This is a genomic window from Bacillus solimangrovi, from assembly GCF_001742425.1.
Lineage (GTDB): Bacteria > Bacillota > Bacilli > Bacillales > Bacillaceae_N > Bacillus_AV > Bacillus_AV solimangrovi.
On the sequence record NZ_MJEH01000019.1, the window covers coordinates 1 to 21,781 of the forward strand.

Below are 21,781 nucleotides of genomic sequence, written 5' to 3' on the forward strand. Positions count from 1 at the left end.
TCTTTTTCTGTGGTATTTATCAACTAAAATCTATTTCAAATCACGGACATAAAAATAGTTTGTAGAGAAACGGAAGGTTTCTCTACAAACTGAGGACGTTACTACTAAGAGTAACGTCCTTTTTTATAACACATTATCATTTTGTTTCAATTGGATTACCATCGTAACTGGACCAATCACTCCAGCTCCCAACATACAACTGCACATTTTTAAATCCTGCTTCTTTTAGTGCAACAATTGTTGGACAAGCTGAGACACCTGAACCACAATAAACGATATATTGGAGTTCTCGATCTAACGATTCATATTGCGTGTGTAATTCTTCGATCGTCTTCCACTTGCCATCTTCACGATAATTATTTTTCCAAAATGCATTTTGAGCACCTGGTATGTGACCTGCTTTCTTATCAATTGGTTCGACATGTCCAGCAAATCGCTCATAAGCCCTTGCATCGAGCAAAACAGCATCATTTCTTACCATTTTTTCCTTCACATTTTCAATGTGAACTAGCATATGAGTTTGAATATTGCTTCTAAATTCCTTTGGTTGTATGAGTGGAACATCTTGACTAATCAAACAACCTCTTTCACGCCATTCCTTAAAACCACCATCTAATATGTAAATGTTATCGTGACCTAAATACTTTAGTAACCACCAAAATCTTGCAGAATACATACCACCATCTTCATCATATACGACAACCTTAACAGTCTCATCGATACCTGCACACGAAAGTTTTTGAACAAATGGCTCAATATTCGGTAAAGGATGCCTGCCACCATGCTTTAAAGAAGTACTTGATAAGTCCTTGTCTAAATCAAAATAAAATGCACCTGGTATATGACCTTGAATGTATTCATTAATACCATATAGTGGGTTACTTAAATCAAATCGTGTATCAATAATGCGAACATCAGAATCATTCAGGTGTTCAAATACCCAATCACAAGTAACGATATTGTTCCTCATCTCTCGTTCCCCCACTCTTCTATTCGCTTTTATCAAATTTTTATTTTCTAATCTTATCAATGTATTGTTGAACCATCTCTACTGTTACATATTTACGATTCGGTACTGGTCCAAACTTTGATAGATCATTAATTTTTTGAGTAACTAGATTAACCTCACTTACATCGATTGACTCTCCTGCCTGTCCTCTGGCTACAGCTCTATCAATTGCTGCCTCACGCTGTGCTTCAAGCTGATGAAATGTATTGACAAGCTTATGCTGCTTTTTTGAATGTTTCGTAATCTCATGATGTACACTCACAAGTTCCACCTCCATTACCGGGATAAACCATTTTTAAGATTCAGATTCTAATTTTTATTAAATTAAAATATATAGAAGTTAAAATGGAAATACAGTACTTTTGCTCATTGATGACTTCCTACTATATAATATTGAAAAATGTTAATTATAAATGATAAGAACATAAAACTAGAAGCCACAATTTCTTAAGTCAATTTTTATTATACGATATTACCAATTAAATTTCTAATGATAGAAAGAAAAGCATTGTCCACTCTACTACTAAACCTACCTTACTCAAAATGTAAAACGTATTTTATTATCTAATAATTACATGTAGATATACAACATAATCAAAATACTCTTTCATTATTAAGCTCACTTGCAAACCGTATACACTAGTAGTTATCTACTTAACAAATAATAGACGTAAAATGGTTTCTCAAATACAAAAACAGGTATAAAATATATAATATGTTCTCCGTACTATATAAGTTTTACTAGATTTCTTTAGGCTGAATTGTATTACAAAAACTTAAGAGGAGTGAGACTTTATATGAAGGTTGGATTTATAGGATTAGGAAATATGGGTTTGCCAATGGCAAAGAATTTATTAGCTGCAGGATATGATATATACGGAAAAAACCGTAGTAGCAAAAAAGAAGAAACCTTCGCTAAAGAAGGCGGTAAAACTGGCATGAGCATTGAACAAATGGCACAAAACCTTGATGTCATCTTAACTTGCCTGCCACTCCCAGAAGATGTTGAAAAGGTTTATTTTTCAAAAGAAGGATTACTCGAAAATGGTCATGAAGGGTTAATACTAGTAGATCATAGTACTGTTGCTCCTGAGTTAAATCAAAAGATCGCTACTGCAGCTGCCAAAAAAGGAATTGAGTTTCTCGATGCTCCTATTAGCGGTGGCAACTTTGGTGCCGAGGACGGGACATTAACGATTATGACTGGAGGAAAAAAAGAAGTCTTCAACAGAGTAAAACCACTTTTTGATGTGATGGGAGAAAATATCTATCACATTGGTGATACAGGTAGTGGTTCAGTCGTTAAACTATTAAATAATTTAATGGTTAGTTTCCATACGCAGGCGACTAGTGAAGCCATCGCACTCGGAAAAAGAATGGGTGTTGATACAGATCTAATATTTGAAATTTTAAATGCAAGTTATGCTCAAAGTCGGATTTTCGAACGACATTATCAAAACTTCATCGCTAAAGAAGACTACACTGCAGGATTTGCAATTAAATTGTTACATAAAGACATGCGTATCGCAGAACAAATGGCAAAAAACGCAAATATGGAACTCCCAATTGGTTCACAACTCACATCTCGCTTAAAAGAAGCAATGGATAATAATTTGAGTGAACAAGATATGTCTGCACTTTACTTATTAATGAACAAAAATACAGAATAAACGGTATAAAAGTTTAGAGATTGTATAAAAACGGCATTCACCTAGGTGAATGTCGTTAACTATTGACTTAGCAATTCCTGAACGAATAATTACTAAACCAGCGCTATTATGTAAACTGCTAAAATATTGTTCTGTAAAACCAGACTAGTTCTGAGTAAAATTACATGAAAACATAAAAGATATTGACTACGAAAGGTCAACATCTTTTATGTTTCCTACATTATAAAAAAATCATTACTAATTTCCCCACCCAAATGCAAGCACTTCAACAGTAGCAACTTGATCTGCAAATTCAATTGGGATATCTGGGTAAGATAATTCAAACCCCGCTTCACTGCCTGGATTTAAACCAACATCAATATAATCAGTTAAAACACCTAATAATTGTCCGTCCTCTGCATATAAAGCACCTGCAACTTTAACATTTTCTTGCTTAACTTCCTTTGTATTCTTCACTATACCTGTTATTGTATAAGGTATATATTCATCTCCTTTTACCCCTTTAACAGCTGATACTTCCATCAAATTGGGATCTGCTGTTGTTTTTTCAAAATCAAAATTATAAGTAGTTTCTTTGTATAGACTTGCATCACTTGTTCCTTCTATATACGTACTTTCTGAAATAAACGCTTTTTCACCAGGTAACACAACTTCAGGAATCGAATATATCCAAGTTGCCGTACCTAGAATGCCTCCTTCTTGATCTTTAAAGTTCATTTGTGTTTCGCCAATTTTGATAGGTTCATCTCCAGTATTTTCAAAAACAGCCGCAGAATGTAACCATACAGTACCGATAGAGTCTACCCAAGCTTTACCGTTATCCTGTGTAATTTCAAGACTCACATTTTCCACTTTTGGTTGTTCTTGAACATTCACTACATTTTTTTCAGTACTATCTTCAACTACTTCTGCATTGCTTTGTGTAGCAGAACTTCCGCTAACTCCTGATAATTCTTCGTCACCAGAACAACCCATTAATAGTAATATAACCGACATGCACAGTAGTAAAGAACTAAACTTCTTCATCATATTCCCCCTTTAAAAACTGTTTGTCATTTCAAAAGGCTGTTTTCGTATTTCCTTGTCGCTTCTTTTTTTCATAAGTATGACAACCATATAAAACCTCGTTCAATAATTTGCAACAAAGTTTACGATCGGAGCCTTTCAGAGAGATATTAACAAACGATACTTACAATTTTCTTACAAAGAATGATTTTTTTAGTTCTAGTGCTTATTTGGATACTTAAGAATCAAAAGTACAAAATATATTTCAGATAACTGAACGCGTCATTATATATAATTCTATAGCTTGATAATCAAAAAAGATGATGCTGTGATGAATTAGTAATCATGCAGCACTCACCTTTTTTTAGATGAGACCTATTTAGTTTGGAATGAGACACTTTACTTCATCAGAGGGTTCAACCCCAAGTTCCTCTTTTAGCAACTTGACGTAGTTATGATAGTATTCTTTTAACCTTTTATAATAGATTGGATGGCTTGCATATATGTTTAGTAGAAAAATAGTCATTTCTTCATGAAAAGGATATAAAGCTAAAAATGTTTTCACAACTTTTTCGGACCGTTCAATATTGCCTTCTATAAAATAGAAATTAGCTAATTCACGTGTTAGCCTTTCATACATCACTGCTAACTCCTCTTCAACCCCCAAACTCCATAAATAATCTTTTATGTCAAATAAATGTCCTTTATATACTTGGAATACATTTTCACTTTCATTAAGATTTTCTTTATTTACGTTATTGTGATGTGAAAAATATGTTTTAAAATCAAACAGATCACAATTTACCGTTTCGATTTCCAGCATATAACCGTCATTTAGTGTATGGATTTGTAACTTCATATCGTTTTCCTTTAATACTTTTTTCAATCGAGAAATTGTAGTATGGAGATTTATTTTCGCATTTTTCTCCCAGAACATATCCATTAATTTCCATTTACTAACTACTTGATTAGGATAAACGAGAAAATATGCAAATAGCTCTTCAGTTTTTCTTGTGGGCCATTTAACAATGTCTCCACCTTCACCTCTTACTTCAAATTTCCCAAAACAATGAATTGATGTCTTAGGTTTTAAGTTTAGCTGTGCAAGTTTTGAATTTTCCAAATGATTTTTTAATAAACGGGTGGTTACTCTACTAATATCTTCTGAAGTCACAAATTTCACAAGATAGTCAACAGCATAAACTCTAAACGCCTGAACAGCGTATTGTTCGTATGCCGTTGTGAATACAATTTGTATATCCTGATCGATTTGAACCATTCTTTCAGCTAGTTGAATCCCATTCATCTCTGGCATTTCTACATCGAGAAAAACTACATCAGGACGAATTACAGTGAACATCTCCAAAGCTTTAATTGGACTTGTGAAACTTCCGGTAATCTCCAATTGAGGCTGTTGGCTTATTAACATATTCATCATTTCTAACGTCGGTTGTTCGTCTTCTACAATCATAACTTTAAGCATCACAACACCTCCTGTTCAGTATAATCCAAATCAGCTTCGGTTCTTTTACGTAATTCCAATGTAATCTTTGTTCCACAGTTTAATTTTGAGTCAACTTGTATATGTGCTTCATTCAAAGATGCTAATCTTCTTTTTATATTTGTCATGCCTATCCCTGAATTCTCAAGTTCACCACTTTTAAACTGCTTTAATAAATCTTCAGACAATCCCACTCCGTCGTCTTCAATAATAATACGAATAAAAGTTTGAAGGTTTATAATTGTTAATGAAACATTTCCTTCTCCTTTTTTATTAAAAACTCCATGTCTTATTGCATTTTCTACAAAAGGTTGAATACATAATGCAGGAATGTATATTCCATCTAATCCTTCATCTATGTTGGCTGTATAGTTGAGCCACTTGAACCTAACTCTTTCAATTTCCACATAAGCCTCTATTAACTTTAATTCTTGTTCAAATGGTATAAACATCGTTCGAGGAGTTGTATGGTATATAATACGTAAATATTGATTTAACATTTTAAGCAATCGAATTGCATCGTCCACATTCGTATAGCAATGTGATGCGATTGTACTAAGAGCATTATGTAAAAAATGTGGTTTAATTTGAGCTTGTAAAAAAGCTAATTCATTACGGAAAGCGTCCTCCATTGACTTTTTCATGGTGAGCAATGTTTGAATTCTCGCTAAGATTGTATTGGAGTCAAAAGGTTTTGTAATATAATCGTTTGCTCCTACACTAAATCCAAGTGCGATATCCTCCGGCATATCTTTCACTGTTGCTAACAAAATCGGTAAAGCTATGAATGAATTAGACTCCCTAATTTTTCGACAAAGCTCAAATCCTGACATTTCCGGCATCATCACATCAGTTATAACAAGGTCAATATAAGGATGCTCTTTAAGTTTAATTAATGCATCTCTCGCTGAATATGAAATCATTACCTTATATTGTTGTATAGATAAGATATTTTGCAGCACTTGAATATTGGCCCGTTCGTCATCAACAATGAGAATCGTTTGATTCAAGTTAGGAGTACATATCCTATCCTCTAATAAATCTTCATTCTGTTCAGTTGGTGCTGAAGGTACGATTGATGATATTTCTTCAACTAATTTTAGATTTTGTACAATAGGTAAGGTGAAGCAAAATCTAGACCCTTTACCTACTTCTGACCAATCTACCCAAATAACACCATTCATCTTCCCTACTAATTGGCGACTAATATATAATCCTAAACCCATGCTTTGATAATTACCATCTAACATTAATTGATCATGTTGTTCGAAATAACTGAATATCTCTTCTCTTTTCTCAATTGGTATTCCTATACCAGTATCCTCTACATAAATGTATAAAGTGTCTTCTACTAATTGGGATGAAACAGTAATTTCCCCTTGTTCTGTATGTTTAATCGCATTTTGGATTAAGTTATACAAGATTTGACGCAATCGATTTTCGTCAGCTTCAACTAGTGTAGAAGGATGAATTTTATTTACTAATTCGATATCTTTGCCTCTTACTTCAAATGCCAGAACATCAAATACTATTTGTGTTGATACTTTAATATCTACATGTGAAATGTGTAAATTCAAACCCCCATTTTTTAATCGGGAGACATCAATTAAATCATTTACTAAATTGGATAACTTAATAGAGGTATCGTGAATAAGAGTAAGATTTTCTCGTTGGTTATGAGACATGCGATCTTTCTTTTCTAATAAGTAAGAAGAAATATTTATAATGCCATGTAATGGTGTTTTTAGCTCATGAGAGGTTTTTGCTAAAAATTCATCTTTCATTTTGTTCATTGATATTAACTTAGCCGATAAGTGTTCAAGTTTTCCAAAAGTATGTGTATATCGAAGAGCTAATAAAATATACATAACCGCTACAAAGATAACAATACTTATTTCTCTGTATTGTCCTAGAAAATAGATTATTTGAGACCGAGTTTTTGTAATCGCTTCCCAATTTACAAATTCTCCTGTCAAAGCTACCATAATATCAAAGAAATTAATTGTACCGAAGTACATAAAAAACAGAAAAATAAATATGCTAGATAATAGTAATAACTCTCTTTTTTCAACCTCATATTCTCTTTTATAAAATACCCACACTAACTTAAAGAAAATAAAAATTAAGCACCCTCCACTAAAAAACAGGATAACCATCTCTATATGGGTATAAATATTATAAGGAAACAGCAAAACAATTAACGGATATATCATTAAGAGAGAACAAACAATACGCATAGCTCGCCTAGAAAGTAGAGTCGAATCTAAAGCATGAAGGAATCCAAAAATAAGCAAGATAGCGCTATAAGCTGAAATATCTTGAATTTTATAGGCAATATCAATTGAAAACGATGGAAAAAACAACATAAATAACTTCTCACTTCTACAAGAGTAAGAGATTAATAGACAGAGAAAAAATAGTCCATTGTATAGATAATACATATCTCTTTTCACTTTTATAAAATAAATACTCATATGATATACACAAAATAACAACAATACGAAAATTATCGATAGATCTGTACCATAAGAAACCAATTGCAACTTGGAAATATCCTCTTGGAGACCAAATTCAATATCACCAATAATACCCCCATCATAATAATCATATTTTGATACTTGTATGACTATATCAAACGAAGATTGACTAATGGGAAAATACTTTACATAAGGAATATTTCCAATTTGTTGCGTCTCTAAATTATTGCTAGGCTCCCCACTCTGTCCGATTAAATGATTATTAATAAACAACTTATGTGCCATGCGTATATCATTAATTTTCAGTCCAAAAAGCTGGTCATTATGTTCATCATTCAACATAACCTTAAGTCGATATGTACCAAAACCGTCTTTATTAATAACACTTGACCTACGTTGTTGATTGCCAATGCTCGGAACATGTTGATAGTTATTATTTAACTCGTTTCTACTAAAAAAACTAGGTTCTAATAGTTCGTTTTCATAAAATTCCCAATTTCCATTTAGACTAACTAAACCATCATTATAAAAATTCCAATTGGTCAAATCGATTATACCTTTATTAGCAGTTGGAGCAGATGGATTAGAGTTTGTCACTGGATTTAAAAAATGTAGAAAAAGTATTGCTAATATTAACCCGATAATTATAATATGCCGTTCATGCTTACTCATCATATATCTCCTAAATTACAAATTCTTTTCATTGGAATATTTAACAATAATACATAATACTCCGATAAAATTATTGGTAAACTCTGTTATTATTGTAGCAAATATACAACAACTATATTGATGAGCAACAAAGTTTACAAATATATCCTTACATTAAAACTATATTAAAAAGGAAATAAAATAATTATAAGTAATTGTTAATATTTCAAATTTTGATTTTTTTAAAAATGACTTTTCACGATAATACAATAATTATTTATAATAGTAGGAGGGATTAGCATGCATATGTAAGTATTAGCTAGCATTTTATTTCTGAAAGGAAATATGAGATTGTATTTGACTCTATGACTCCCTTTTTATCCTTCTGCTCACTTCCTTCAGATTCCATGCACACTAACAAGTACACCCCCCTTTATATATAAAGGGGGGTGTACAATTAAACAGGCAATCTTACGATATCAAATGGTGTTACGATACCTAACAAAGATTCTTCATTGTTTCCGTTTTTTGTAATGAGGACAGCTTCTAGACGAACTTGGTATCGCTCTAAGTGATGATAAAACAACTCTCTTACATCGTAAATATTTTTTGACTGTGACATGAACACATAATTTTTAATATTTCTTTCAAAACTCATAATATCTCTTAATGTGACATGCGGGATCATTTCCAGTTCATTTGCATGGTGCACAAACCACCGCGTTATCCCACGATCAGTAATTAGACCTTTACACGCCCCATCTTCCATTATCGGAAATTGTGAAAAACCATACGTTTCGATACCATCCATTAATAATTGCAAACGGTCATTAATATCAAAAGAGATAACCTTTTTTTGGAAGTTAGGAATTAGCAATTGAGGAGCCTCTAGCTCTTTTGCAATTTGCTCCATTTTCTCCACAACCGTGATATGTGGTTCGGCAATCACACGTTCAGGGAAATCGCGATCATGAACAATTGCATTACGCAACGCAGAATATTCTTTTAAGTCTTCAACAAAATGCAGTACCGTTCCATTACGCTTTTTAGCCATGTCCACAAGTTTTGCAAAAGGAATGTATTTATTTAGTCCAATTAAACTTTCTAGTTCTTTCGTAATAATGTTGAATGCTGTCAGAAATCGTTCTGCATTTGTGCGTGTTTCTTCCATAACTGTGAGCTCCCATCTATTTTTAATGATGTTGCTTTAATTGTTGATAAGCATGTTCAAGAGCCGTTGTATCTACTGTTTCGCTTAACGCTTCTAATACTGCCTCATAATACTCTTTCAGATCCTTTTCCCTACTATTCAATTGTTCATTTGAAAGTTCGGCATACAAACCTTTGTAATGGTTTTTAAACCGTTCTACATACTCTTTTAATTCTTTTCGAACTGGCACTCTTATTTGTTCCTTTAATACTTCACGAATTGCCAATTTACCACCTTGTTCAAAAAAATGCTTCGTACTTTTAAATTGATTCAAAACTGAACGGTATTGAGCTACAGTTTCTCGTTGCAATCCATTTTCCAAAACTTGCTCATCAAATTCTAACCGCTCAAATTCTAAAAATGAGAGACCCTCATCACTTTCAATCCCTATTTTTTGTAACTTTTCATCATATGCATACAATTTTTCATTAATAAATTTCTCGACTCTTAACGTCGTTGCCCGCATCTCTTGTGATAGATCAAATCCAATTGAGTTGATTAATTCTTGCATACAACTTTGCATAACAGTTTTTGCATCGGCATTTCGAAAAGCACCTGGATGAAAAGACTCATTGTAAAAATCAGTAAAGCGCAAAAAGATTCGTTGTTCTACATAATGAATTAACTCTTCAACTTCTTGAAGAACAGATTGTTTATAAGGTTCACTCGATAGATCGCGCATCATTTCTAATGATTTATTTAATCTCATTAACGCAGCTTCTTTTCTTACCGCCTTCTGCTCAGCACCTTCATTCGCAACAGTTAACAGTGACTGAACGCGTTCTTTCGTATGTTGCAGATCAGTCTTAGCTGCTTGTACAGCAACATTCGTTAATTCATTCTGAATAAAACGTTGAAGCGCATCTTCAAACACCAAGAAATTGTCTCCATATGAATTTGGTTTCCCATTCTTTGCTTCTAATGCTCGTTTACTCGAAATAGGATAAATACGCGGTTTGCGAATACCATACGTTGTTAACTCATCACTAACATATTCAACAACATCATTTAGTTCTTCATTCGTTTTCGCTAAGTCACTTGCGTTAACGATGAAAAACATTTTATCTAATTCAAATGTCTCTTTCACACGACCTAATTGAATTAGAAACTCTCGGTCTGCCTTAGAAAATGCATGATTATAGTACGTAACAAATAATACTGCGTCCGCATTTCGAATGTAATGAAACGCTGTATTCGTATGGCGTGCATTAATTGAATCTGCCCCTGGTGTATCAACTAACGTAATTCCGTTTTCCGTTAATGGACAATCTTTATAAAGTGTCATCCACTCAACGAAACATGATTTTTCCTCCGTAGCCGCGTAAGCCGCAAACTCGTCTTGAGGAACGGAAATAACCTTACCGAGCTTACTTTTCACATCATTGTAGCCTTTTTTTGCTGCTTGTAAAAAGGCTAGTTGAACATTATCCTCTGCTGCTGATTTTTGTAAAGAGCCAACTGCTTCTAATCCCTCTTGAACTGTTGTAGAAGAACGATTAAAAGGGGTTAGCGCAGCATTCAAGTCAGTTAAAAGCTGTTCTTCATCTTTAAACTTGATCACAACTGTTCCATCTGGATGAATGTCATCAGGCGGAGCAATTTTATTAATTGCAGCAGTAGTAGGGTTTGGTGAAACAGGTAAAACGGCTTCGCCAATAAGTGCATTGGCAAACGATGATTTACCCGCGCTAAATGCCCCAAATAACGCAAAGGTGAAGTTTCGTTCTGACAATTTCTCTGCTTTACTTCGCAAACTTTTCACATAAGACGTCATCCCTTTAATTGGTTCAACCGCTTGTGCTCCTTTTTGTAACAACGCAATCGTTTCGTCAACTTCACTTTCTATTACGTTGTGCTCAGCCCCTTGCTTATCATTGTGAATGGGATTTACCTGCTTTACTTGTTGTTCTTTTAATTGAAGAGGTGCTTCTGCTTCATTTATGACTTCGCGTGAAGATTGTAACCATTCTAACAAATCACCCCAATCTTCATTCAGGCCACTTATAAGAAGTAGTTCCATTTCTTCTTTTCGATTAAATAGTGTTTTATTTAATAGACCTAATTCATTTGATGCTGCTAACGTTGCACTTATTTCCGTTAACTGTTTACTTAAGTCACTTAAAACTTCCTTGTTATTATTTTGAAGCAGATTCTTTGCCTCATGCATTAGTGGGATTAATTCATACCTGTACAAACGTTTAATCTCTGTTGATACATCATTTGTATAATTTAATACATAATCTCCTGTTACACCTGCTCCAGTTTTAACTGTATCTTTTAAAACGTTTTCATTAAATTCAATCTGTACATTATGGATTTGAGATAATAATGATACATCATCCAAATCATATGATTTAAACATCTTCTCTAAAAAACCTTTTATATGAAATGATAATTCTTTATCTACTTTATCTCTGAAATCTTCATAAAAGCTTTTTAAACGTACTTGTCTCTCTTCATCAGTTTTTTTCTTAGCAAACAAGATTCCCACTTTGAAATCTGGTTGTCTACTTTCCAAATAATGATGGGCAAGTTCACGCGTTGTTGCTGGCATAATATACGCATTATTTAACAATTCATCCAAATCATCACGAAATGCTTTCTCAAACATATCTGGTTCTTTTTCGTGTTGCTGCTTTAATTGTTCTAGCAAGTTCATTTTATCCGATAAAACTGCAAGATCAGCATCACCTATTATCTGTTCAAGCTGTGCCCTCCGCTCATCTTGATCCTCTTCTAAAACGTTCAAATGGTCATTAATTATTTGCTTTGCTGAAACGAATGCTCGTTCGATTATATCTTCTTCAGAAATCATACTCTGTTCATGGAGCAACTGTTGCACATGATAAAACTGATTAGCAGAATGTGACGGTTCATATAAAGTTGTATAAAAAATCCCTTTCGGATACACACCCCAATTAGCAAAACTATCCATCGTACTTTGTTGGAAGCTAGTAAATGAAAGCTCTCGCTCATCATGTTTATCAATTTGGTTAACGATTAAATAAACGTCTTTCCCCATCTCTTGAAGCGTCTTTGAAAAGGTAAAATTCACTTCTGACTGCACGTGATTATAATCCATTACATAAAAGATAACGTCAGCTAGATGAAGTGACGATTCTGTTGCTAATCGGTGAGCTTCATCAGTTGAATCGATACCTGGTGTGTCCATTAATACAATATTATTTGGAATCGAAACATCTTCATCACTAATCTCGAGTGAAAATACATTCGTTCCATCTTTACAAAGCTCTCGAACAGCTTCCATATCAATTGGTGGCGAAAATTGCACAGCTTTATCGTCTGTGTAATAAATGCGTGCGTACGTATCGCCCTTTTTAACACGAACTAAATTTGCACTAGTAGGAATCGGACTTGATGGCAATACATCTTTTTCTAACAAATTATTCAACATCGTTGATTTACCTGCTGAAAAATGCCCACAAAACCCTATTACAGCCTGCTTGTTATCAACTTTTTCAATCAGTTGTAACATCTTCTTCATTTGAAGGTTATCATTATATTTCGAAAACTGCTTTGCCAAATTTGTAAAGCGTGTAATTGTCTCCTGAATTGTCAACTTGTCGCTGTCTAAACGCGTACCCATCATCTAAACCCCTTTATGTTCATTCTTACTTATATCTGTTCTTATGTTACCAATTGTTCGGTTTCGCTACAATCTTTTTTCATTTTTCAGATATTCTACTTTGTATCAGAAGCAACAAAACACAGAATATGTTAACTACTTCGAAGATGATTATTTCATGTCATAACCATTAGAAACCTCTAACTAGAAACAATAGATTTTTACACGAACTAATTTATGAAATAATAAAACCTCCTGTCTAGTCAATGACAGAAGGTTTTATTATTTACTAATGAACTCGATTGTGAACAGGCGCAGAGCGATATTGATTTGTAATGGGCATTACTTTCTTCTTCGGCTTATAACGATCAACCGTATTGTTTAGTAAAAACATCAAAATTCCACCAAAGAACAAAGCAACTAGTGATAATAACAAATAAATCACACTTTTCACCATCCCTTTACCTTTTTTATATCGCCTCACCAAAAAGTTAGAATCTAAACAAAATCATTTTTTCTATGTTCATAGTGATAATAATTATCATTTAATACATTCATATTAACATGATTGATTTTCATTTTCAATCAGATTTTACAATTGAATTACCGTGTTCTTTGCGAAATAAACCGTCTCTTCAACAAAAATTGAGTTCGATAATTTGTATGCTTCATTAACGCTTCCTCTTCAGTTAAGATTCGTATTCGTAATACAATTGCATTTACTACTGAAAAAATCAATACCGTATAATACGCTTGAAACATCATCGGTAACAGAAAAATTTCTAACATAACAATTAAGTAGTTTGGATGTCGAATGTACTTATAAGGACCTTTAGAAATGACATTCACATTAGGCAATACAAGAATTTTAGTATTCCAAAACTTACCTAATGATTTCAAGCTCCAGAACCGAACATATTGGGCTACAACAAACAAACAGAAAAAAACAGGCCACAACGGTGATAAATCTCTTTCAAACATACGAACCTCTACAATAAGAGAAATAAAAAATAAAACATGTAACATAACAATCCATTTGTAATGTTCTTTTCCTACTTCAACTGCTCCATGTTTTTTCATCCATTTCTCATTGCTTCTTGCAATAAATAATTCCATTAACCGTTGAATAATGACAATTGTTAATATTATGGCAAGCATCATCTTCCATCCCTCTGTTTCCATTGAAGTAAGGCAAACTCAGTACAAAACCCTGGACCTAATGCACAAATTACACCATAATCATTTTCTTTAAACGATTGTTTCATTATTTTTTCCAACACAAACATTACCGTTGCAGAAGACATATTTCCAAAAGACCGAAGAACATCCCTCGAAACTTGAAGCATATCTGGTTTTAATTGAAGAGACTCTTCATAAGCATCCAACACCTTCTGCCCTCCAGGATGAGCAATTAATGTTCTTAACAAACCAACATGCAAATCTTTCTTTTCCAAAAAATGAAGTACTTCTTTTGCAAACCAATTATGAACGAGTGTAGGAATATCTTTAGAGAAGATAACGAATAGTCCTTCATTCTGTACATCCCACCCCATCACGTCCAAACTATCTTTCATAAGTACCGATTGTGTATCAACGAAAGATGGAATAAGTTCACACTTCATCTTCTCAATAAGTTGTGAGTCGTCCCCACAAATAAGTGTACAAGCTGCACCATCTGCAAATAATGAAGTCCCAATTAAATTACTCTTTGTTGTATCTCCATGCTGAAAAGTTAAACTACATAACTCTACACATACGACCAATGCATTATGTTCTGGGTAAGCCTTACAATACTCCATAGCTCTTGATAATCCTGATGCTCCTCCATTACAACCTAATCCCCATATCGGAATTCGTTTAACATATGGAGAAAAAGACATGTGGTTCATGACATAAGCATCAATAGTAGGTGCTGCAATTCCTGTTGTAGATACAAAGAAAATCGCATCTATCTCTTCAACAGATACTTTCTTGGCAAATGTATCAGCTTCTAAACACCGTGTTATCACTTCTTCAGATAATTGAACAGCCATTTGAATATACAACTCATTTTTTTCTTGAAAGCTTTTTTGCTCAGAAAACCAAGACAATGGTGCAGAAACGAATCGCCTCTCTATCTGACTATGTTCAAACACACGTAACATACGATCAAGATTACGAAATTTCCCATTAAATATCTTCTGGACAAGTACAGAGACATCCTCTTGGTTTACCTCGTAAGGAGGATTTGCTGTTGCAACAGAAGCGATGAAAGACATACCCTAACCTCCAATAGCTTTTCTTACGGAGTTAGTTTGAACGAATTAGTGATTTCTCATACAATTTATAGAAAAAAAGTGATACTTTCCTGAATGGGCATTTGAATTGAGAAAAAGTTGGAGGAAATCGAAAAAGCCTCCTCATAAAATGAGAAGGCGAAGGGGGTTACTTTCTTTTCAACGTTTTGAAGAATTGCTGTGCTCTTATATTATAACTTCATTTTATGATTATATCCTATCCAATTTTTATCACTTAGCACATTAGATTGGAGATGAATACTATTCAGTTTCTATCTTATTAATAAAACTATCTGAAAATAAACTAATAATTCCGCTTACTTTGTCATAAGTTCACTATCTAATAATCATAAACCTTTTTTTATTAAAAATATAAAAAAATAACATAAATTTAGGACTAATTTACTTAAAATTAAACAAACAATCTGAATGTTCATATAAAGTTCTTAATTAACATTACTATACTCCCAACAAACATGTTATTATTTGTACTAATAGACTAGTAATAAAGAGGGGGGTACTATGTCACTTAGTGAAAAAATCACCCATGTCTTAAATGGCACAATTGATTCAGTAAATACAATTATACCTGCTAAATTAGATATTTCTAAACCATCTATGACTACCCAACCACTTCAACAATCGTCAATAGGAGTATTAATAGGAATGACAGGTGATGTGAGAGGGAGAATCGTCATTGTAAGTGATGAACCAACATTAAGCAATGTCGGGGAGTTAATGTTCGGAATGCCTCTCGAAGGTGAAATGCTTCAATCCTTTACAGGTGAACTCGGAAATATGCTTGCTGGAAATATCGCAACTAATATTTCTAGTAAAGGAATGACAACAGACATCACACCTCCTACTGTCATGGTCGGTGAAACAAAAATGTATGGATTTGATCGAGCGTTCCGTGTACCGGTCAAGGTTGAAGATAAAGGTGAATTACATATCATTTTAATGCTTGAGCCAGATAATAAACATTAATATGCAAAGAAACACCTCAATTCCACATTGAGGTGTTTCTTCGTGTCTCATTCAATTTCTTGATTCTATTTTCTATCTCCATCTATAACTAAATCAAGTCTACCTGTATTCGGCTCAATGATAAGTCCATGAACAGGAATGTCAGTTGGAAATAGCGGATGTTGATGAATTTGTTGAACAGAATGACGTACATTCTCTTCCGGAGAATCAAATCCTTTCAGCCATGTCTTTAAATCGACTCCAGAACCTTCTAATGACTTCTGTTTCTCATCTGTAAAATTACCTTTTTTCGCCTTCTCTAACAGTTTATCAGCATGTAATCCTGTCATACCACAATCATAATGACCGATCACAAATACTTCTTCAGCTTGTAATTCATAAACTGCTACTAAAATACTTCGCATTATACTGCCATATGAATCAGTAATCATCGCTCCAGCATTTTTGATCATTTTTACATCGCCATTTCCAATATTCATCGCTTTCGGTAATAGCTCCACCAATCGAGTATCCATACACGATAAAATAACAATTTTTTTATCTGGTAGCTTTGATGTTTCATATTGCTCGTATTTTTTTTCCTCAATAAATTGTTTATTGTAAGATAAAATGTCTTGAAGTCTACTCACAACTGCTCCTCCTCGTCTCTATTTCAAAAGTTAGATTATGTATAAAACAATCAGTAATCAATATCATCACGTTCAATGACGATCAAACTATATTTATTAGTATAACATGTTCTTATCAGTATATCAGTTTTAAAAAACTAGCTACAGATTAAAAAAATCCTGTCTTGATTGTACAATCAGACAGGATTCCCTTATTAGATTACAATTGTATTATTCGGAATGACATTTCGTACTTGCTCAAGAAGTTGTTCTTCTTCATTGTGCAAACATAATGTGACAACTCCATTATCCTCACTCGAACGAATTAAACGACCAAATCCTTGTCGTAATCGTAAAAGCATATATGGTAAGTCAATTTCCTCAAAAGGTTTGTTACTATCTCTTCGCTTCGATTGAAACACTGGATCATTCGGAGGAAATGGCAGTGACCAAATAATTACATGTGAAAGTGCTGGTCCTGGTATATCGAGCCCTTCCCATAAACGGTAGGCACATAACACCGATTGCTCATCTGATTCGAATGCAGCCGTAAGTGTACTAATTTCTTCTTCTCCTTCAAAATACATGTTCCATGGTAAATCGAATTTAGAAATAGAAGTCTTAAATGCTAGTAACTCTTCTTTTGAACGGAATAGAATAAGCCCTCTTCCATCTGTCTTTTCAAGTTGACGAATAACTTGTGCTGATTTGAAAGTAATATCCTCTTCACATTTCATCTCTTCAAAACGTGCTTGTTGTTCATAATCAAACGGAGAGTCTACAGAGAAGGTAAGCGGGTTTTCTACTCCTAATGAGCGTTGTAAATACTCAAAAGAACCATTTTCACTCATCGTTGCTGAAGTGAAAATAAATGGACGCTGACCAGAAAAGAGCTGTTCCTTCAACATAGTAGGTAATTGTTTCGGCATTATAACAAGCGTATAATTAGTATCGGTTCCCTCTGCCCAATATACTGCATTTTTTTCTTTTAATAACAATGTAAGCATCCGAGCTAATCGGCTTAAACCTTCATCAAAAATACTAAAATGGTATTCATCAATTAAAAAACTTTCTCCTTCAAACACAAGCTCATCCTCTAGCTTCTCAACGAGTGATATTAGCTTTTCACCACAAGCTTGTAGAGTGGAATTCCATTCAATCTCATAACGCTCTGAACCACGAACTGCTGTACTTGCCAGTTGAAGTTGTTTGAAAAAGCGATTATTTTCATGAATAACTTCTTCTACTAATAGTAGAAATGATTCACGTAATCCATTTTCTAACACAGGTTCACTTGCCTTCAAGAAATGATCAGCTTGTAAGCGATGAGTTAATGCTTTCTGTGCTGCAAACTCTAACAAATGTCCTTCATCAAATACAACAGAAGACATTTCTGGTAATAAAGGTAGCTGCCCCTCTTCCTGACGAGATTCTTTCGTCCAAACATGCTCCATGAAGAAGTCATGCGAACATATAATTAAGTCAGTTGCCTTTCGATAATAATCTCGATTTAATGTCATTCCACAGCGATGACGTACATCACATGATGAACACTGCTGTAAAGAATCCCAATTTACCTTCTCCCATTGGTCATCAGATAAATCTGGAAAATCTTTACGGTCACCATAACGTTTAAATGATTGCATCGTTGCATTCTCAAATACGAATTCAGGAAGTCTATCATATATATCATCGTACGCTTCGTCATCATCAGTTGCGGTTGTCTTCTCAAACTTTTTTAAGCACAAATAACTTGATGGAGATTTTGCTAACCTTGCATCAACATCAATGTTTAGGTGCTTCTTTAATTTATCAAGCTCTCCACCTGGTTTCATAAGCTGTTCAATTAAATTTTCGTCCGCACAAGCAATTATTGCAGGTTTTCCCTTATAACGAGCATAACAAATAGCGTACAATAAATAGACGAGCGTTTTCCCCGTACCTACACCTGCTTCAGCAAAAATTGCTTTGTTTTGTTTGTACGCCTGTTCAAGTTGAAATGCCATAAAAATTTGTTCATCACGCAACTCAAAACCTGCTTCAGGAAGCAGGTCATAAAATACATCACCTATATAATCAGACAACCCTTGAAAAAAGGATGTTTCTTTATCAAATAAAAATGGTAAATCTCTATTAATGGTCAACATGTAACCTCCGTCCATCTTCTTTACTAAATTATTATTATCTTAGAAAAAGAGGACAGATGTCAACCTCTATATGTCCTCTACTTTTAATTTAACCGGATTAATATTTATCTTCGTAGCATGAAAGAATGCTCTTTGACAGTCAATCTCAGCTTTTATTAACCTTTGCTCAATCTTCTCGCGTTCTACTTGTTCAAGTGATAGACGATGAATTTGTTGCTTTGAACGCCGTAAAGCCTCAGATATTAATCGAATTTCCCTATTAGCATCTATCATTTCAAATCCCTCCAAATCATTACATACTTCTTATTTTATTAAGAAATAAACTATTTATACGTATAAATCAAAAAAGTATGCTACTTTGCAATCATTCATTTTTTTAACATTGTACGTATAAGTTCGTGTTAAATAGTTAAGTAACTTTTATAATCAAGCTTAATTCTCAAAAGTAACCTCATAAAAATTTGAATTTAAGGAACAAAAAAACCACCCTTCTCACCTTAAATATAGTCAGTGAAAAGAAAGTGGTCATGTATTTAAAATAATGTCTATTTCGTACAGATTACAAATAAATCTATATTAATTCATGTTTCATTTTTTTGGAGGTCTAGGTCCCCAGAATTGATAATAATCTGTTTTAATAAAGCCATTGAATAACTTACGTTTTTTTGTTGCTTTCTTACCGTATACGTTCTCAAATTGTTCATAAGATGTCACAACATACACACTCCACGTGTCAAGTGGTTGGAAGACTCGTCCCATATCACGATATAACTTCTCAACTGCTGGTCTGTCTCCAATTCGCTCTCCATAAGGAGGATTCGTTACTACTACACCGTACTGTTCTTTACTTGTGAAATCACTTACTTGCATTTGTTTAAACTGAATTAAATCCGCAAACCCTGCTTCAATTGCATTTGCCTCTGCTGCTTCAACCATACGGTGATCGATATCTGCCCCAAAAATATTAATCGGTTGATCATACTTGGCTAAGTCCTCAGCTTCTTGTAATGCACGATCCCACACTTCATTATTTATCCAATTCCAGTCTTCAGCTGCAAATGATCGATTAAAACCAGGTGCTATGTTTTGACCAATCATCGCTGCTTCGATTGGAATCGTTCCTGAACCACATAGTGGATCAACAAATGGCATATCTGCTTTCCAATTAGTCAACATTACAAGTGCTGCCGCTAACGTTTCTTTTAACGGAGCTTCACCCTGTTTCACTCTGTATCCTCGTTTATGTAAACCTGCTCCACTCGTATCAATTGTTAGTAAAGCAATATCTTTATGAAGTGCAATTTCAATTCGATGTAGTGGTCCATTCTCATCAAACCACTCTACACCACCATAATATTGACGCATACTTTCAACTACCGCTTTTTTTACAATAGCCTGACAATCTGAAACACTAAATAATTTCGATTTCACCGACTTACCTATAACCGGGAAGTTGGCATCCTTTGAAATATATTCACCCCAAGGTAATGCTTTCGTCTGCTCAAATAATTCATCAAATGTTGTTGCTTTGAATTCACCGATCTTAAGCTTAACTCGATCTGCTGTTCGCAACCACAAATTACATCTTGCGATTGCCGTTTCATCCGCTGTAAACGTTACACGACCGTTTTCTACAGTTATATCTTCATAGCCTAATGCTCTCACTTCATTTGCAACGACGGCTTCTAATCCCATTGCTGCTGTTGCAATTAACGTTACTTTTGACATCTTTATCTCTCCTGCTGTGTATAATTCAATTTTTAGTATCTGTTATTAATATAGTACCCATGTGCTTTATTTCCACCTTACAGAATTAATTAATTACCTGTAAAGAAAGTATTATATGTGATTCTCAATAGCGAATACTTTTCACTGGAAATTAACTTAAATAGTCTGGCATCCAATCTTCTAAAAAAACGATTAATCGTTCAAATGGAACCGGTTTACTTATAAAGTACCCTTGAATCATATCACACTTTTCCCTTTTTAAAAATTGAATGTGTTTTGGCAATTCGACCCCTTCAGCAACAACCGATAAACTTAAGTTGTGTGCCATCGTAATAATCGCCGTTACGATTGAAGCATCTTCATGATATGTCTTCAAATTACGTATAAAACTTTTATCAATTTTTAACGTGTCAATTGGCAGACGATTTAAGTAACTTAATGATGAATAACCTGTGCCGAAATCATCGATTGATATCTTCACACCTAACTTTTTTAGTTTTACCAATTTGTCTATTGAGTGTGCTGCCTGTGGCATAATCATTGTCTCGGTTAATTCGATTTCTAAATAACGAGGATCAAGCTTCGTCTCATTTAAAATCGCAGCAATTTTCCCAACAAAATCGTCTTGTTGAAACTGCATCGCTGAGACATTTACACTACAACGAATCGGATATCCTTGATCATGAAGCTGTTTCACTTTACTACATGATTTCTTAACAACCCAATCACTTATTGCCATGATCATCCCTGTTTCTTCTGCTAAAGGAACAAAAGAATATGGCGGAACATTTCCGAGGCTAGGATGATTCCAGCGTAATAAGCTTTCAACACCAACAACTTTCCCACTTTGCAAGTCAACTTGAGGTTGAAATTCTACTGAAAATTCCTCTCGATCAAGCGCCTTTCGTAAATGATTATGCCACAGG

At 34.0% G+C, this 21,781-nt stretch carries 17 protein-coding genes; 2 read left to right on the forward strand and 15 right to left on the reverse strand.

From position 1 onward, the window contains the following. Positions 1-136: 136 nt before the first annotated feature. A complete protein-coding gene (locus BFG57_RS07985) occupies positions 137-970 on the reverse strand; it encodes a sulfurtransferase (RefSeq protein ID WP_069716962.1) in 834 nt (277 codons plus the stop codon). 40 nt (positions 971-1,010) lie between these two features. After that, a complete protein-coding gene (locus BFG57_RS07990) occupies positions 1,011-1,271 on the reverse strand; it encodes a DUF2533 family protein (protein WP_069716963.1) in 261 nt (86 codons plus the stop codon). A 535-nt stretch (positions 1,272-1,806) separates the two neighbouring features. Between BFG57_RS07990 and BFG57_RS07995 the strand changes: the two genes are divergently transcribed. Then, positions 1,807-2,679, forward strand: a complete 873-nt coding sequence (locus BFG57_RS07995) for an NAD(P)-dependent oxidoreductase (protein WP_069716964.1) — start codon at positions 1,807-1,809, stop codon at positions 2,677-2,679. A gap of 237 nt (positions 2,680-2,916) precedes the next feature. On the opposite strand, the gene BFG57_RS08000 is transcribed toward BFG57_RS07995, so the two are convergent. The 8 genes from BFG57_RS08000 to BFG57_RS08030 all read right to left on the reverse strand — a co-directional run bounded on the left by BFG57_RS08000 (position 2,917) and on the right by BFG57_RS08030 (position 15,367). Continuing rightward, positions 2,917-3,705 carry an FxLYD domain-containing protein gene (locus BFG57_RS08000; RefSeq protein WP_069716965.1) on the reverse strand — a complete coding sequence of 263 codons (789 nt, stop codon included), beginning with the start codon at positions 3,703-3,705 and terminating at the stop codon, positions 2,917-2,919. Between the two features lie 358 nt (positions 3,706-4,063). Beyond that, entirely contained in the window at positions 4,064-5,167 is a 1,104-nt protein-coding gene (locus tag BFG57_RS08005; protein WP_069716966.1) for a response regulator, read from the reverse strand. Further along, entirely contained in the window at positions 5,167-8,334 is a 3,168-nt protein-coding gene (locus BFG57_RS08010) for a hybrid sensor histidine kinase/response regulator (protein WP_175428298.1), read from the reverse strand. The genes BFG57_RS08005 and BFG57_RS08010 overlap by 1 nt, the downstream gene beginning before the upstream one ends. A gap of 436 nt (positions 8,335-8,770) precedes the next feature. Beyond that, entirely contained in the window at positions 8,771-9,484 is a 714-nt protein-coding gene (locus BFG57_RS08015) for a hypothetical protein (protein WP_069716968.1), read from the reverse strand. Positions 9,485-9,506: 22 nt separating this feature from the next. Then, positions 9,507-13,130, reverse strand: a complete 3,624-nt coding sequence (locus BFG57_RS08020; protein ID WP_175428299.1) for a dynamin family protein — start codon at positions 13,128-13,130, stop codon at positions 9,507-9,509. A 268-nt stretch (positions 13,131-13,398) separates the two neighbouring features. After that, positions 13,399-13,593, reverse strand: coding sequence for a hypothetical protein (locus tag BFG57_RS18570; RefSeq protein WP_139125086.1), 195 nt, complete (start codon positions 13,591-13,593; stop codon positions 13,399-13,401). A 119-nt stretch (positions 13,594-13,712) separates the two neighbouring features. After that, on the reverse strand, positions 13,713-14,267 hold the full coding sequence (locus BFG57_RS08025; RefSeq protein WP_342670291.1) for an isoprenylcysteine carboxyl methyltransferase family protein: 555 nt from the start codon (positions 14,265-14,267) through the stop codon (positions 13,713-13,715). Next, the gene (locus BFG57_RS08030) at positions 14,267-15,367 is read right to left on the reverse strand and encodes a type III polyketide synthase (protein WP_069716970.1); all 1,101 of its coding nucleotides are present in this window, start codon (positions 15,365-15,367) and stop codon (positions 14,267-14,269) included. Before BFG57_RS08030 ends, BFG57_RS08025 begins: the two co-directional genes overlap by 1 nt. A gap of 540 nt (positions 15,368-15,907) precedes the next feature. Between BFG57_RS08030 and BFG57_RS08035 the strand changes: the two genes are divergently transcribed. After that, entirely contained in the window at positions 15,908-16,372 is a 465-nt protein-coding gene (locus BFG57_RS08035) for a chemotaxis protein CheX (RefSeq protein ID WP_069716971.1), read from the forward strand. A gap of 65 nt (positions 16,373-16,437) precedes the next feature. Here BFG57_RS08035 and BFG57_RS08040 read toward each other — a convergent pair whose 3' ends face one another. The 5 genes from BFG57_RS08040 to BFG57_RS19235 form a co-directional block, all read right to left on the reverse strand. Further along, a complete protein-coding gene (locus tag BFG57_RS08040; protein WP_069716972.1) occupies positions 16,438-17,001 on the reverse strand; it encodes a beta-class carbonic anhydrase in 564 nt (187 codons plus the stop codon). Positions 17,002-17,195: 194 nt separating this feature from the next. Continuing rightward, positions 17,196-19,127 (reverse strand): ATP-dependent DNA helicase, encoded by a 1,932-nt coding sequence (locus tag BFG57_RS08045; RefSeq protein ID WP_069716973.1) that lies wholly within the window; start codon positions 19,125-19,127, stop codon positions 17,196-17,198. 66 nt (positions 19,128-19,193) lie between these two features. Next, a complete protein-coding gene (locus tag BFG57_RS08050; RefSeq protein ID WP_069716974.1) occupies positions 19,194-19,400 on the reverse strand; it encodes a hypothetical protein in 207 nt (68 codons plus the stop codon). A 315-nt stretch (positions 19,401-19,715) separates the two neighbouring features. Then, positions 19,716-20,855 carry a THUMP domain-containing class I SAM-dependent RNA methyltransferase gene (locus BFG57_RS08055; protein ID WP_069716975.1) on the reverse strand — a complete coding sequence of 380 codons (1,140 nt, stop codon included), beginning with the start codon at positions 20,853-20,855 and terminating at the stop codon, positions 19,716-19,718. A 151-nt stretch (positions 20,856-21,006) separates the two neighbouring features. After that, a partial coding sequence (locus BFG57_RS19235) for a putative bifunctional diguanylate cyclase/phosphodiesterase (RefSeq protein ID WP_245676721.1) occupies positions 21,007-21,781 on the reverse strand: 775 nt, incomplete at its 5' end.